Source organism: Gillisella vitis, from assembly GCF_001541345.2.
Classification (GTDB): domain Bacteria; phylum Pseudomonadota; class Alphaproteobacteria; order Rhizobiales; family Rhizobiaceae; genus Allorhizobium; species Allorhizobium vitis.
Genome location: NZ_LMVL02000011.1, coordinates 88,060 through 103,440 on the forward strand (window position 1 = coordinate 88,060; position 15,381 = coordinate 103,440).

Genomic DNA, 15,381 nt, shown 5'->3' on the forward strand with positions numbered 1-15,381 from the left:
GCAGCTGCGCTGCCAGAACAAGAGACAGGCAGGCAGTCTGCCATGAATTGCAAGCGCATTCGGGAAGAATCGGAATGAAACAGGTGGATGGGGAAAAGCTGCTGGCCCGCTTGGGGCCGGGTGTGGATGCGCTGCGGGGACGGTTGACGCCGGACGCGCCGATGGACCGGGTCACCTGGTTTCAGGCGGGCGGTTTGGCGGAACTGATGTTTCAGCCGCATGACAGGGACGATCTGGTCACCTTCCTGAAGCTGCTGCCCGATGATGTGCCGCTCACCGTGGTCGGCGTCGGCTCCAACCTTTTGGTGCGCGATGGCGGCATTCCCGGCGTTGTGATCCGCCTGTCGGCCAAGGGGTTTGGCGGCCTTGAGCTGGAAGGCGAAAATCGCATCCGCGCTGGTGCCATCTGCCCGGACAAGCATATCGCTGCCATGGCGATGGACAACAATATCGGCGGGTTCGCGTTCTACTACGGCATTCCCGGCTCGATCGGCGGTGCGCTCAGGATGAATGCTGGCGCCAATGGCGGCGAGACGGCGGAGCGGGTGGTTGAGGTCGAGGCCGTGGATCGCCAGGGCAATCTGCATGTGCTGTCCAAGGCTGATATGGGCTATGGCTACCGTCACTCCTCAGCGCCGGAAGGTTTGATCTTCATCAGCGGGTTGTTTGAAGGTTTCCCTCAGGAGAAATCGGCGATCCGGGCTGAAATGGACGCCGTGCGCCAACACCGCGAAACCGTGCAGCCGGTCAAGGAAAAGACTGGTGGCTCGACCTTCAAGAACCCGGAAGGCCATTCGGCCTGGGAATTGATCGATGAAGTCGGTGGACGCGGTCTGATGATCGGCGGCGCACAAATGTCGTCGCTGCATTGCAATTTCATGATCAATGTCGGCCATGCTACGGCCTATGATCTCGAATATCTGGGCGAGACCATCCGTGGTCAGGTATTCGAACAGTCCGGTATCAAGCTGCAATGGGAAATCAAGCGCCTCGGCCTGTTCATGCCCGGCAGCGAAGTCCGGCCCTTCATGGGCGTGACGAGCGAATAAACCAAACGGCTATTTATAAAAAACGCCGCCAGGTGAATCACTTGGCGGCGTTTTTTGTTGTTCAGAATCTGATTCAACTTGGCCAGAAGAAGCCCGGCGACCCGGGCCTCGAAACTTAAACTTCGCCCTTGCGGGATGCGAGTATGCAGACCAGCGTGATTACGGCAGCAAGGCCGAGATAGTAGCCGACATAGGCCATGCCGTAATTGGCTTGGAGCCAGGTGGCCGCATAGGGCGCCAGCGACGCACCAACGATGCCTGCGAAGTTGAAGGTCAGCGAAGCGCCGGTATAGCGAACATTGGTCGGGAAGGGGGCCGACAGCGCTGCGCCGATCAGCGCATAGGTCATGCCCATCAAGGCCATGGAGCCAGCGGCGAAGATTGCCACACCTGTCTCCCCTGCGGTCAAGAGAACCGGCAGCAGGAAGGAGAAACCGGCGATCATCACGGTGATGCCGATCAGCGCCTTGCGACGACCGATCTTGTCGCCGACCTTGGCCGTCAACGGAATGAAGATGCCGAACACCACCGAGCTCATGATCTGAATTTCTAGAGCGTCGAGGAAGGGGATCTGCAAGACCTTGATATTGTAAGACAGCAGCCAGGCCGTTCCAATGTAGAACAGCACGAAAGTGACCAGCGCGACGAAAGTGCCGAGGAACAGGCTGCGCTTGTATTTGCCGAAGATTTCGGCAACCGGCACGGCCACCCGCTCATGGGCGTCCATGGCTTTTTGGAAGGCTGGCGTTTCGGAAATCGAGAAGCGCACCCAAAGACCGATGACGATCAGCAGGGTCGAGGCCAGGAATGGAACGCGCCAGCCCCAGGCCATCAGGTCGTCTTTGGAAATCACGTGCAGCAGCAGCCAGAAAATGCCCGAGGACAGGAACAGGCCAACCGGCGCGCCAAGCTGCGGGAACATTGCATACCAGTTGCGCTTGCCTTCCGGAGCATTTTCAGTGGCCAGCAAGACCGCGCCACCCCATTCGCCGCCGAGGCCAAAGCCCTGACCGAACCGGCACAGCGCCAGCAGCAATGGCGCAAACACACCGATCTGCGCATACGTCGGCAGAAGGCCGATCACCACGGTGGAAATGCCCATGGTCAGCAGAGCTGCGACCAGCGTCGTCTTGCGGCCGATACGGTCACCGAAATGGCCGAACACCACAGCGCCTAGCGGACGGGCGAAAAACGCGATGGAGAAGGTTGCAAACGAGGCCAGCAGAGCTGTCATCGGATCGCTGTTGGGGAAGAACAGCGCCGGGAAAACCAGCACGGCCGCGGTTGCATAGACATAGAAATCAAAGAATTCGATTGTGGTGCCGACCAGGCTTGCCGTCAGGACTCGTGCAGGAGAATTCAATGCAACAGGTGCCAGCGGCTCGGCGGACGGCGATACGGTGCGTATCGCATCAGTCATGGTGATGGGGTCCAATTTGAGTTAAATGGTGGTTTTTCGCAATCGTGCCGTACGTTCAAAGAGTATGCGGCACTTGTCGTTAGCGGTTGGCTTTACGCATTTGCATGGGCAATTTCAACTGGTTCTGCTTATTTTGGCGCTATAAGCGGTGTTTTCCTGGTCAATCCTCATGCAAGGAAAGCCGGTTGAAAATCATCGGAAACCATCAGGATGAGCGCACGGCTCATCTCTGTGTGCCTTTAGACGAACGAAGTTTAGATTGACTTTTATCATTGTTGTTGTTTATAAAATATTTATATAATTGCGATGTCGGCAAGTGCAACCTGTGGGATTTGTTGACTTAATCGCTCCGCTATTTCCCCGTCACCAATGATAGGATTTAGTCATCGTTGACGGGATTTATTTGGTGCGGCTTCCGGAGGGGCTTTATGAGACGTTTTCTGTTTGTCTGTTCTATGATGCTGATGGCGGGACAAGCCATTGCGCAAATGCCGCCACCACCAGGTCCAGGTCCTGTGCCACCGGGTCCGGGCGCAATGCCGCCGCCGCCATCCTGTGTCGCACCGCCGCCACGGCGCGGTATGCCTCCGCTGGTTTGCCCCGTCCGCAGGCCGTTGCCACCTGGCGCGCCCTGTAGTTGCCGGCTTCCCGATGGACGGCGCGTTCCAGGCGTTGTGGAACCCTGATACGGATGTGCTGCCTCTGATCGAAACGTGTCCAATCGCGTTTCGATGTTGGGCGGCGCATATCCTTGCAAGCCTTGATTTCGCCTGAGCCCGTCTGGGTTTACGTGGTGTGATGAATTCGAAGCCGTGCCGTACAGGGATCTCATCTTTCCCTCGGCACGGCTTTTTGTTATTTCGGCCATCATGTCGCTGACGATAACCAGCGGACTGTCTTCGTGTACCCATCGGCACGACCTTCTTCAATGCGGGCCTGCGCCTTGCGTCTTGGGGTCGAACCCCTCGGGCACCCTTCGATAACTCCCAGAAAAACAAAAGTAATTTTTGCCCGTTAACACCTGTAAACGGTTCGTTAACCTTAATGGCGTTTTATTATGTCAGGTGCATGAACCGGCGCGATTCGCGCCGCAAGTCGAGCGCAAAGGTAAGGCGGAAAACCGCGATTGTTTTGTTTGGGTGCGTGAATGGCTAAGAAGCATGTTGCCGTATTGCTGGGTGGATTTTCGTCGGAGCGGCCTGTCAGCCTCGCCTCTGGCACCCCTTGTGCATCGGCGCTTGAGGAACATGGCTACCGCGTGACGCGGGTTGATGTTGCCCGCGATATCGCCAGCGTACTCCAAGAGTTGAAGCCTGATGTGGTCTTCAATGCTTTGCACGGTCCTTTCGGTGAGGATGGCACCATTCAGGGCATCCTCGAATATCTCTCCATTCCCTATACGCATTCCGGTGTGCTGGCCTCGGCGCTGGCAATGGACAAGACGCAGGCGAAGATCGTGGCGGCAGCGGCGGGCATTCCCGTGGCTTTCGGTCGCCAAATGTCGCGCTTTGAAATCGGCAATGTCCATCCGATTGAGCCGCCTTACGTCGTCAAGCCAGTGCGGGAAGGTTCCAGCTTCGGCGTGGTGATCGTCAAGGAAGATCAGTCGCATCCGCCGCAGATCCTTGGCTCTTCGGAGTGGCGCTATGGCGACACTGTCATGGTCGAATCCTATGTGGCTGGCCGTGAGCTGACTTGTGGTGTCATGGATGGCAAGCCACTGGCCGTGACCGAGGTGATTGCCAAGGCCAATACATTCTACGATTACGACTCCAAATACGCTGCAGGTGGCTCGGCCCATATCATTCCGGCGCAACTTTCACCGAAAATTTACCAAAAAATACAAGACTTGTCTGTCATGGCCCATAACGCGATCGGGTGCCGTGGCGTCAGTCGGTCTGACTTCCGTTACGACGACCGTTTCTCTGAAGATGGCGACTTGATCTGGCTGGAAGTGAATACCCAGCCGGGCATGACGCCAACCTCGCTTGTGCCTGAAATGGCTGCGCATGCGGGCATTTCCTTTGGTGAATTCGTCAGCTGGATGGTGGAGGACGCTTCGTGTTCACGGTAAGCGCCAAAAAATCTGCAAAGGGCAGCAAGACTGCACCTTATCGCGCGCCGAGCCTGGCGGATGATGGCTTGATGGCCTTGCCCCGTCCAGTTCGCCGGTTGATGCGGTTTGTCGTCGCGCTCTGCTCGGGCAGGGTGGCTGTGCCTGAGCATCTCGGTAAGGTTTCCTTTGCGGCCTATATCCTTGCTGTCGGCGGTTACGGCATCGTCAAGGGCGGTCACTGGCCGGATTTTGCCGAGGCGATGACCTCGACGGCTGGTTTTGCGGTCGAAGATGTCAAGCTGTCGGGCAATGTCCACACGTCCGAAATCGATGTGTTGCAATCGCTGGGTCTGGATGGGGCGACCTCCCTGGTGGCTATCGATGCCGATGATGCACGTCGCAAGGTGGCAGATCTGCCTTGGGTAGAACAGGTCGAGGTCCGCAAGATCTATCCACGGACCATTGAAGTGAATATCAAGGAACGTGAGGCCTATGGTATCTGGCAGCACGGCACCGACCTGTCGCTGATCGAAAAGAGCGGCAGCATCATCGCGCCGCTGCGTGATAATAAATTTGCCACCCTGCCACTGTTCGTTGGCCGTGATGCCGAAGTGGCAGCCCAGGACATTGCCGGAGAGTTTACGACCTGGCCGCAGATTACCGGTCGCGTCAAAGCCTATGTGCGTGTCGCCAGCCGTCGCTGGGATCTCTATCTCGACAATGGCGTCGTGGTGAAGCTTCCTGAAGACGATGTCGATGGCGCGATGGCGCGTCTGGCGAAGATGGAAGCGGATCACCAATTGCTGGACCGCGACATCGCCGCCGTTGACCTTCGCCTTTCAGATCGCATGACCGTCCAATTGACACCTGAGGCGCTGGTGCGCCGTCAGGCTGCGGTGACGGCTCGCGCCAAGGCCCTTGCCAAGACGGAGAAAGAGACATGAGCGTCTTCGGTTCCTCTTTCGGATTGCCCCGTATGAAACCTCTCTCGCACAAACGCAGCCATGTCGTGTCTGTTCTCGATATCGGCTCTACCAAAGTGGTCTGCATGATCGGCCGGCTGACGCCGCGCAAGGAAAGCGATGTTCTGCCGGGCCGGACCCATCATGTCGAAGTGATCGGCATCGGCCATCAGCGTTCGCGTGGCATGAAGTCCGGCGTAATCTCCGATATCGAATCGGTGGAAAGCGTCGTTCGGCTGGCGGTGGATGCCGCCGAGCGCATGGCGGGCCTGACCGTCGACAGCCTGATCGTCAATGTTTCGGCTGGCCGGATCGGTTCGGACGTCTATACCGCCACCATTGATCTTGGCGGCCAGGAAGTGGAAAGCGCCGATCTCAAGCGTGTTCTGTCTGCGGCCAGCCATCAATCGCAACGCCGTGACCGGGTGCTGCTGCATTCGCTGGCGACCGGCTTTTCGCTGGATGGCGAGCGTGGCATCCGCGACCCGCTCGGCATGTTCGGTGATACCCTGGGTGTCGACATGCATGTGGTGACGGCGGAGCGTCCGGCGCTGAAAAATCTCGAGCTTTGCATCAACCGCGCCCATCTGACGGTCGAGGGCCTGGTGGCAACGCCTTACGCTAGCGGCCTCGCGGCTCTGGTGGACGACGAAGTCGAGCTGGGTTGCGCTGCCATTGACATGGGCGGCGGAACCACGACGATTTCCGTCTTTGCCGAGGGCAAGCTGATCCATACGGATGCCATCGCCATTGGCGGCCATCACGTCACGACGGATCTGGCGCGTGGTCTTTCGACCCGCATCGAGGATGCGGAGCGGTTGAAGGTTGTGCATGGTTCGGCCTTTGCCAATGGCTCGGAAGAGCGCGATGTTGTTGCAATTCCGCCAATCGGCGAAGACGATCGCGATTTACCGATCCAGGTTCCACGTTCTTTGCTGACGCGAATCATTCAAGCGCGTATTGAAGAGACTCTGGAGATGATTCGCGACCGAATCCACGCATCGGGCTTTAGCCCCGTGGTCGGCAAGCGTTTGGTTCTGACCGGTGGCGCAAGCCAGTTGACCGGTCTTCCGGAAGTTGCGCGGCGGATGCTCGCCCGCAATGTCCGGATTGGCCGCCCGATGGGGGTCTCTGGCCTGCCTGTGGCGGCCAAGGGACCGGCTTTCTCCACTGCGGTAGGTCTGATGATCTATCCGCAGGTGGCCGATCAGGAGATCGCCGTGGGGCAGGGAGGCTTGTTCTCCTCTGGCTCCGGCAACAGCCGCATGATGCGCGTGGGACAATGGTTGAAAGAGAGTTTTTGAGGACCTGCGCCTTGCGGGTGAAAAATCGATTCGGGGCGCGCGATCAAGAGACAAGACATGGCTAGCGTGGCGATGCGGCCAGGGAAAGAAGGAACGGGTAAAATGACCATCAATCTGAACAAGCCGGATATTACCGAACTCAAGCCGCGCATCACCGTGTTCGGCGTCGGCGGCGGCGGCGGCAATGCCGTTAATAACATGATCACCGCTGGTCTTCAGGGGGTGGATTTTGTTGTTGCCAATACCGATGCCCAGGCCCTGACCATGACCAAGGCAGAGCGGATCATCCAGCTCGGCGCTAATGTCACTGAAGGTCTCGGTGCCGGTTCGCAGCCGGAAGTCGGTCGTGCAGCCGCAGAAGAGTGCATTGATGAGATCATCGATCACCTGAACGGCACCCACATGTGCTTCGTCACCGCTGGCATGGGCGGCGGCACCGGCACCGGTGCGGCTCCGGTCGTTGCCCAGGCTGCTCGTAACAAAGGCATCCTGACGGTTGGTGTTGTTACCAAACCCTTCCATTTCGAAGGCGCGCGCCGCATGCGTCTGGCCGAAGCCGGTATCGATGCCTTGCAGAAGTCGGTCGATACGCTGATCGTTATCCCGAACCAGAACCTGTTCCGCATTGCCAACGACCGGACGACCTTTGCTGACGCTTTCGCGATGGCCGACCAGGTTCTTTATTCTGGCGTTGCCTGCATCACCGACCTGATGGTCAAGGAAGGCCTGATCAATCTCGACTTCGCCGATGTTCGCTCGGTGATGCGTGAGATGGGTCGCGCCATGATGGGCACCGGCGAGGCTTCCGGCCCAGGCCGTGCGCTTCAGGCTGCCGAAGCCGCCATTGCCAACCCGCTGCTCGACGAAACCTCGATGAAGGGCGCGCAGGGCCTGCTGATCTCCATCACCGGTGGTCGCGACCTGACGCTGTTCGAAGTCGACGAAGCCGCAACCCGTATCCGCGAAGAAGTCGATGCCGACGCGAACATCATCCTTGGCGCCACCTTCGACGAAGCGCTGGAAGGCCTGATCCGCGTGTCGGTCGTTGCCACTGGTATCGACCGTGCCGCCAATGCATTGGAAGCACGCGGTGCAGAAATGCGCACGATCTCTGCTAAGCCAGCGATTCGTCCTTCCGCAGCCTTTACGCCTGCTCCTGCCGCTCCGGCACCTCAGCCAGCACCGGTTGCCGCTGCTCCGGCACCAGCTCCGGTTGCCGCAGCTCCGTCGATCTTTGCAACGCGCCCGCTTGATCCGGTCGCCGAGCAGATCCGCAATGCTGAAGCTGAAATGGAACGCGAACTGGAAATCGCTGTCGCCCGTCAGGCCGCCATGCATGCCCAGCCTGAGGTGCAGCAGCCTGCCGCTGCCCAGCCTGCTGACGATTTCCGCCCGCAGAGCAAGCTGTTTTCCTCGTTTGCCGCTCCGGAACAGCCGGTAGCCCGTGCGCAGCAGCCTGCTCCTGCCATGCAGCCCGCTGCTGCCGCGCCACAGCCAGCTTTCCGCCAGGAGCCGGTCGCTCCTGTGATGCGCCAGGAACCTGCCGCGCCGGTCATGCGCCAGCCAGAACAGTCCCGCATGCCGAAGGTCGAGGATTTCTCGCCGGTCGTGCAGGCCGAGCTGGACCATCGCAACCAGCCTGCCGCCCAGCAGGCATCCGAAGATCGTGGTCCGATGGGGCTGCTGCGCCGCATCACCAACTCGCTCGGCCGTCAGGAAGACAACGTTGCTTCCGACATGACCGCACCGGCACCGGCTGCCGCTTCCCAGCAGCGCCGCCCGCTGTCGCCGGAAGCCAGCCTCTATGCACCGCGTCGCGGTAATCTGGACGATCAGGGGCGTCAGGTGCCGCAGCAGCGTGCTGCGCATGATGACGATCAGCTGGAAATTCCGGCCTTCCTGCGCCGCCAGTCGAACTAAAGTCTGTCTTAGGAAAAGCGGAGCCCGCTTTTCCCGAAAAGACAAACGACAGCCAAAAATGCTGAGTCTCTTGCCAGAGACGCGGTTTGCAAACCCGGATCGAAAGATCCGGGTTTCTGTTTTCACGCTGTCGGTTTCAGATGCTGATTTCCTGTTGAGACAGTGCCGTTAATCCACAGTTTTCCAAGGTTTTTTCAAGGATTCGGTTTCGTAACAATCGGAAAGAAACATTGATTTGGATTGTTGGGTTTCCAAACGTATATCCCTGATAACGAAGAGTGTCAGGCAGACCGATGAGTGGTTGGTTGGCGCTTCAGAAGCGACGAGGCCCGGCGGTTACGCAAGGGTATGGACTGGCAGATGAGTAGCCGGTCCAGCCTTCAAGGCCTCGGATCGGATTTGAAGACTTGAAAGGTGAATGTTAATGGCAATCGGTTTGTTGAGCTTCCAGACGACTATCGCTCAACCGGTCACCCTGAAGGGTATCGGCGTGCATTCCGGTCAGCCTGTTACCATGAGCTTTCTGCCTGCCGAAGCCGGAACTGGCATCGTGTTCCACCGCCAGCATGCCAATGGTTCCGTTACCGAGCTGAAGGCTGTCGCCTCCCAGGTCGGCAATACCGATCTCAGCACCGTTCTGGGCTCTTCGCCAACCCATTGGGTGGCCACCGTTGAACATGTGATGGCCGCCATTTATTCGCTTGGTCTCGACAATCTGGTGGTTGAGGTCGATGGACCGGAAACTCCGGTCATGGACGGCAGCTCCGCCGTCTATATCGACGCCATTGAGCAGGTCGGTATTGTCAGCCTCGGTGTCAAGCGCCGCTACATCAGGGTGATGAAGCCGGTTCGGGTCGACAATGGCGCGTCCTGGGCGGAATTTCGCCCCTATGAAGGGACGCGCTTTGAAGTGGAAATCGATTTCGATTGCCCGCTGATCGGCCGCCAGTCCTGGCAGGGCGACCTGACACCCCAGAGCTTCAAGCAGGAATTGTCGCGCGCCCGGACCTTCGGTTTCATGCGCGATGTTGAACGCTTGTGGGCCGCAGGTCTGGCGCTTGGGTCGTCGCTCGAAAATTCCGTGGTGATTTCCGATGATGACAAGGTCGTCAATATCGAGGGTCTTCGCTATCCCGACGAATTTGCCCGTCATAAGACGCTGGATGCTGTAGGCGATCTGGCTCTGGCCGGTGCGCAGTTCATCGGCTGCTACCGCTCCTATCGCGGTGGTCACAAGATGAACTCGCTGGCATTGAAGGCCCTGCTGTCGGATGCTTCGGCCTATGAAGTGGTGGAAGCGCCCGGCGCACGTAGCGGCAAGGCAAGAGTGCGGGAATTCGTTGCAGTCAATGCACCGGGTTTCGCGCCCTGGACGGCATGAAGATTCGCTGCATCGTTTCGCGGAGATCTGTGCTTGGCGACGTTGTCGATAGAATCAGTTGAATTAAAGCGGCGCCGGAAGGCGCCGTTTTCGTGTGGTTGGTTTCGGGCATTTCATCTGATGTTACAGCATCGGAGCGAAGGTTAAGAGCCGATTTTCGGATAAATCCGATGGGAAAGCAAACTGCTATCGCATCGTGCTGATTCCGGTTTTCTGCTCGATGCTATATTGTCCAAAATAAAACAGCAGATTGTGGCGTTACGCCATAAAAATGCGTTAAAACATCACCATTGCGTTGCCCTATCGTTATCTTTATGGCTAAAACGCCAAGCGGAAGCGATGGCTTTTTAGAAGCAGCGCTGCAATCGGGATCTGTCGTATGAGTGAAGTGAAGTCTTCCATGATCAACAAATCAGCGCGGATGCTTGCCGTTTGCCTGTCTGTCGCCGGCGTTGCGCCGCTGCTCAGCGCTTGCAATACCGACAAGGATATCGACATTACCAAGCTCGGCGCCGAGACGGATCCGCCGGAAACCCTCTATAATCAGGGTCTGGCCAACATCAAGGCTGGTAATCTTGCTGAAGCGTCGCGCAAGTTCGACGCCGTTGACAAGCAGAACCCGTTCTCCGACTGGTCGCAGAAGGCGCTTGTCATGAGCACCTTCGTCAAGTACCGGCAGGGCAAATATACCGAGGCGATTTCGACCGGCACGCGCTACATGACGCTTTATCCGTCGACCAAGGATTCGGCCTATGTTCAATATCTGATCGGCCTGTCCAACTGGCGCCAGATCCCCAACGTCACCCAGGACCAGAAATTCTCGTCCAGGACACTTGAGGCGATGGACAAGGTGGTCAAAAACTACCCGACCTCCGAATATGTGTCCGACGCCCAGGAAAAGATGCGCTTTGCTCGCGACCAGCTGGCTGGCAAGGAAATGCAGATCGGCCGCTATTATCTGGAGCGCAAGGAATATCTGGCGTCGATCCAGCGGTTCCGCAATGTGGTCGAGCAATATCCGACGACCAACCAGATCGAAGAAGCGCTGGCGCGTCTCGTGGAAGCCTATTATGCCATGGGCGTTGTGCAGGAAGCGCAGACGGCAGCTGCCGTGCTGGGTCACAACTATCCTGATAGCAAATGGTACAAGGATAGTTTCGAACTGCTGAAAACCGGTGGTCTTGAGCCGCGGGAAGCCCAGGAGAGCTGGATTTCCAGAGCTGGTAAAAAGATTCTGGGCTCATCCTGATTTTCCAGACGGTTTATCCGTCGCCTTCGGAGAGATGTGAACACTCATGCTCGTCCAGCTTTCGATCCGCGACATCGTCTTGATCGAGCGGCTCGACCTTGGCTTTTCGGCCGGTCTGTCTGTGTTGACCGGCGAAACGGGGGCGGGGAAGTCCATTCTACTCGACAGTCTGTCGCTGGCCCTTGGCGGGCGCGGCGATGGCTCCCTTGTGCGCCATGGCGAGGACAAGGGGCAGGTGACAGCGGTATTCGATGTCGCAATGAGCCATCCGGCCCGCCTCATGCTGCGCGAAAACGGCATTGATGACGATGGCGACCTGATTTTCCGCCGGGTGCAATCCGCCGATGGCCGCACCCGCGCCTATGTCAACGACCAGCCGATCAGCGTGCAGCTGATGCGCCAGGCCGGGCAATATCTGGTCGAAATCCATGGACAGCATGATGATCGGGCGCTGGTGGATACCGCCGCCCACCGTCTACTGCTGGACGCTTTTGCCGGACTGACCGAAGAAGCGCAGGCGCTGGGAGACAGCTATCGCCGCTGGCGTGAGGCCGAGCGCGCCTTCAAAATCCACAAGGCCAAGGTCGAGGCTGCTGCCCGCGAGGCGGACTATCTGCGCGCCTCGGTCGAGGAGTTGGAAGGCCTCAGCCCACAGGATGGCGAGGAAGAGGATCTTGCCGAGCGCCGCTCCCGGATGCAGAAATCCGAGCGGATCGCCGGCGATATCGCCGAGGCCAGCGAATTCCTGAATGGCAATGCCTCGCCCGTGCCGATGATCGCCTCGCTGATGCGCCGCTTGGAGCGCAAGAGCAGCGAAGCCCCCGGCCTGCTGGAGGATACCGTCAGCCTGCTGGGCACGGCGCTGGACACCTTGTCGAGCGCGCAGATGGAGGTCGAATCGGCGCTGCGCCGCACCGAGTTCGATCCACGCGAGCTGGAGCGGGTCGAAGAACGGCTGTTTGCACTGCGGGCCGCTGGCCGCAAATATTCGGTCGCTGTGGCCGATCTTCCGGCCCTTGCCGAAAAGATGATCACCGATCTCGCTGATCTCGATGCCGGTGAGGAAAAGCTCGGCACGTTGGAAAAGGCCGTAGCCGAAACCAAGACTGTTTATTTCGCCAGTGCGCAATCCCTGTCGCAGAAGCGCCAGAATGCAGCCTCTTCGCTGGCCGAAGCCGTCATGGACGAACTGCCGGCCCTGAAACTGGAGCGTGCGCGTTTCATGGTCGAGGTGACAGCGGACGCCGACAACGCCACCGCCGACGGTATCGATCTGGTCGAATTCCATGTGCAGACCAACCCCGGCACACGCCCCGGCCCAATCATGAAAGTGGCCTCCGGTGGTGAGCTATCTCGGTTTCTGCTGGCGCTGAAAGTGGCGCTGGCTGACCGAGGCTCTGCCCCGACACTTGTGTTTGACGAAATCGATACTGGCGTTGGTGGGGCTGTGGCCGATGCCATTGGCCAGCGGCTGAAACGGCTGTCGGAGCGCGTCCAGGTCCTGTCAGTGACCCACGCGCCACAGGTGGCCGCACGCGCCGCCACGCATCTGCTGATCTCCAAGGGACCAGCCAGCGGCAACGCGGAAAAGATCGCCACCCAAGTTGCAATGATCGGCCCCGACCATCGCCGCGAGGAAATCGCCCGGATGCTGGCAGGCGCTTCGGTGACCGATGAGGCAAGAGCAGCGGCGGCGAAGCTTCTGGCCGGGGACCATTGACGCCGCCGGATTGCCAATGGATCTTGTTATCCTGTCGTTAGGCCGAGGTGTAGGGGAGGAACAAATCCTGGGTCCAGACGTTTGCGCCAATCTTCGTTTTGCCGAATGCTGCGCGTCCACGCGGCTTGATCCTCTTCATACTGGTAAGTGATGCTTGACCTTATCTCCCATTATTGGCCGCATCTTCTTGCCGTGATTTCCACTGTGATGGGCACGGTGGCTGCTGTGCATGCGGCGATGACCAAGCGCGATGTGCGTTCGGCGCTGTCCTGGGTTGGGGTCATCATTCTGTCGCCGATTATCGGCACGCTGATCTATGCGGTCGCGGGCGTTAACCGGATAAGGCGCGCCTCCTATATGGCGCGCCGGGCGCTGCGGCGGAGCCAGATGGAAGGCGTTCTAGCCCATTACGCCGTGCCGGACGGCGAAGTGAAGGCAAAATTCGGTGGGCGTTTGGAAGCGTTGCGGCATCTGGGCGAGCGGGTCACCCGCCATCCACTGACATCCGGCAATCGTCTGACACCGCTTGCCAGCGGCGACGAGGCCTATGATGCGATGTGTGCGGCCATCGACGCGGCGCAGCATAGTATCCTGTTAGAAACCTATATTTTCGACAGGGACAGCGTTGGCCTTCGGATTGCCGATTGCCTGATTGCGGCACGCAAGCGGGGCGTCGAGGTGCGGGTGTTGATCGATGCGGTCGGCGCGCGCTACAGCGTGCCGAGCATTGTTGGCTATCTCGCCGATGGCGGCATCACGGTCGCTTCTTTCAACGGCAAGGTCATTGTCGGCTTGAGGCTGCCCTATGCCAATCTGCGTACGCATCGCAAAATTCTGGTGGTGGATGGTGCGGTGGGCTTTTTCGGCGGCATAAATATCCGCGAGGCCTTTGCGGGGCCGAATGCGGCCCGCGACACCCATTTTCACGTCACCGGACCTGTCGTGGCCGAACTGTTTTCGGTGGCTGCCGACGATTGGCATTTCGAAACCGATGAGGCCCTGAACGGCGAAGCCTGGCAATTGCATCTGGCCGCTGGCGAAGCAGGCGAGACACCTTACGCCCGCGCTGTGGTGTCCGGCCCGGATGCGCATCTGGAGAGCAATCACCGGGTGCTGACCGGGGCGTTTTCCGTCGCCGAGCGCTCCATCCGCATCCTGTCACCCTATTTCCTGCCGGACAATATTTTCCTGTCGGCGCTGGCGACAGCCGCCCGGCGCGGGGTGGCGGTGGAAATTATCGTTCCCTCGAAAAACAATCTCGCTGTGGTCAGTCATGCGATGAATGCGCAATTCGAGCAGATTATTCGCGATGGCTGCCGGATCTTTCGCTCCACCGGACCGTTCGATCATTCGAAACTGCTGGTGATTGACGATAAATGGGCCTTTGTTGGTTCGTCCAATCTCGATGCCCGCTCGCTGCGGCTAAATTTCGAAATCGATCTGGAAGTCTATGACGACGATTTTGCCCGCTTCGTGGCGCGGCGCATGGACGAAAGCCGGGAAGGGGCCGAGGAAGTGACGCTGGAAAGCTTGCACGCGCGTCCTTTCCTGTTGAAACTGATGCAAAGAGTGCTGTGGCTGGGCTCTCTGGCTTTGTAATGCGGGTGGACATCGGCCTTCTGCCTCCTATGTTTTGAGTGAGAATGAAAAAGCAAACCCATACTCTGCGCGCGCAAATGCTGACCTCGCTGCGCAATCGCCGCAGCCGTCCCCTGACGTCCAACGCGGGTGGGCGGGAAGCGGATACGCCCGGGCTTCTGGTGGCCTCCTACAATGTGCACAAATGCGTCGGCGTGGATGGCCGGTTCGACCCGGAGCGGATTGCGCATGTGATCCGCGAAATCGGTCCTGACGTGATCGCGCTTCAGGAGGCGGACCAGCGTTTCGGCGAGCGCAACGGGCTTCTGGACCTTTCCCGCTTGCAAGGCGAAACCGGTTTGACGCGGGTCCCGGTTGCTGGCCTCACGAAAAGCCATGGCTGGCGCGGCAATGTGCTGCTGTTTCGCGAAGGCGTGGTGCGCGATGTCCATCCTTTCGTGCTGCCGGGGCTGGAGCCGCGCGGCGCCGTGGTGGCGGAAATCGAATTGAGCGGCGGGCGTGAACTCAGGATCATCGCCGCCCATCTTGGCCTGTTGCGCTGGGCGCGGCGTCAGCAGGCGGATTTCATCCTGAAGCTGATGCGCGAGCGGGCTGATTGTCCGACCGTGCTGATGGGGGTTTTCAATGAGTGGCGGGGGGGGGCGGGCGCGGGCGCTGCCCGGCGTGGGGCCGCTGTTTGGCCCGCTGCCACCGCCGGTGCCCAGCTTTCCGGCCCGGGCCC

The 15,381-nt window shown here is 59.2% G+C and carries 12 protein-coding genes; 10 read left to right on the forward strand and 2 right to left on the reverse strand.

Annotation, left to right across the window (positions count from 1 at the left end):
- The first annotated feature begins 74 nt into the window (after nt 1-74).
- A complete protein-coding gene (murB, locus tag ASB66_RS24915; protein ID WP_060717633.1) occupies nt 75-1,049 on the forward strand; it encodes a UDP-N-acetylmuramate dehydrogenase in 975 nt (324 codons plus the stop codon).
- 115 nt (nt 1,050-1,164) lie between these two features.
- Here the strand turns inward: murB and ASB66_RS24920 are convergent, their stop codons facing one another.
- Both ASB66_RS24920 and ASB66_RS26380 read right to left on the reverse strand, forming a co-directional pair.
- Entirely contained in the window at nt 1,165-2,469 is a 1,305-nt protein-coding gene (locus ASB66_RS24920; protein WP_060717632.1) for an MFS transporter, read from the reverse strand.
- A gap of 453 nt (nt 2,470-2,922) precedes the next feature.
- Nucleotides 2,923-3,216: a hypothetical protein gene (locus ASB66_RS26380; RefSeq protein ID WP_156545207.1), complete on the reverse strand. Its 294-nt coding sequence runs from the start codon at nt 3,214-3,216 to the stop codon at nt 2,923-2,925.
- Nucleotides 3,217-3,616: 400 nt separating this feature from the next.
- On the opposite strand from ASB66_RS26380, the gene ASB66_RS24930 reads away from it, so the two are divergent.
- The 9 genes from ASB66_RS24930 to ASB66_RS24970 form a co-directional block, all read left to right on the forward strand.
- Nucleotides 3,617-4,543, forward strand: a complete 927-nt coding sequence (locus ASB66_RS24930) for a D-alanine--D-alanine ligase (protein ID WP_060717630.1) — start codon at nt 3,617-3,619, stop codon at nt 4,541-4,543.
- Nucleotides 4,531-5,469: a cell division protein FtsQ/DivIB gene (locus ASB66_RS24935; RefSeq protein WP_060717629.1), complete on the forward strand. Its 939-nt coding sequence runs from the start codon at nt 4,531-4,533 to the stop codon at nt 5,467-5,469. Before ASB66_RS24930 ends, ASB66_RS24935 begins: the two co-directional genes overlap by 13 nt.
- Nucleotides 5,466-6,791 carry a cell division protein FtsA gene (ftsA, locus tag ASB66_RS24940; protein WP_015916499.1) on the forward strand — a complete coding sequence of 442 codons (1,326 nt, stop codon included), beginning with the start codon at nt 5,466-5,468 and terminating at the stop codon, nt 6,789-6,791. The genes ASB66_RS24935 and ftsA overlap by 4 nt, the downstream gene beginning before the upstream one ends.
- A 102-nt stretch (nt 6,792-6,893) precedes the next feature.
- Entirely contained in the window at nt 6,894-8,711 is a 1,818-nt protein-coding gene (gene ftsZ, locus ASB66_RS24945) for a cell division protein FtsZ (protein WP_060717628.1), read from the forward strand.
- Between the two features lie 424 nt (nt 8,712-9,135).
- Complete coding sequence (gene lpxC, locus ASB66_RS24950; protein ID WP_060717627.1) at nt 9,136-10,092, forward strand: UDP-3-O-acyl-N-acetylglucosamine deacetylase; 957 nt, start codon at nt 9,136-9,138, stop codon at nt 10,090-10,092.
- A 379-nt stretch (nt 10,093-10,471) separates the two neighbouring features.
- Entirely contained in the window at nt 10,472-11,341 is an 870-nt protein-coding gene (locus tag ASB66_RS24955; RefSeq protein WP_060717626.1) for an outer membrane protein assembly factor BamD, read from the forward strand.
- Between the two features lie 46 nt (nt 11,342-11,387).
- Nucleotides 11,388-13,061, forward strand: a complete 1,674-nt coding sequence (gene recN / locus ASB66_RS24960) for a DNA repair protein RecN (protein ID WP_060717625.1) — start codon at nt 11,388-11,390, stop codon at nt 13,059-13,061.
- 150 nt (nt 13,062-13,211) lie between these two features.
- Nucleotides 13,212-14,660 carry a phospholipase D-like domain-containing protein gene (locus ASB66_RS24965; protein ID WP_060717624.1) on the forward strand — a complete coding sequence of 483 codons (1,449 nt, stop codon included), beginning with the start codon at nt 13,212-13,214 and terminating at the stop codon, nt 14,658-14,660.
- A gap of 44 nt (nt 14,661-14,704) precedes the next feature.
- The coding region (locus ASB66_RS24970; RefSeq protein WP_234823950.1) for an endonuclease/exonuclease/phosphatase family protein at nt 14,705-15,381 on the forward strand (677 nt) is incomplete at its 3' end.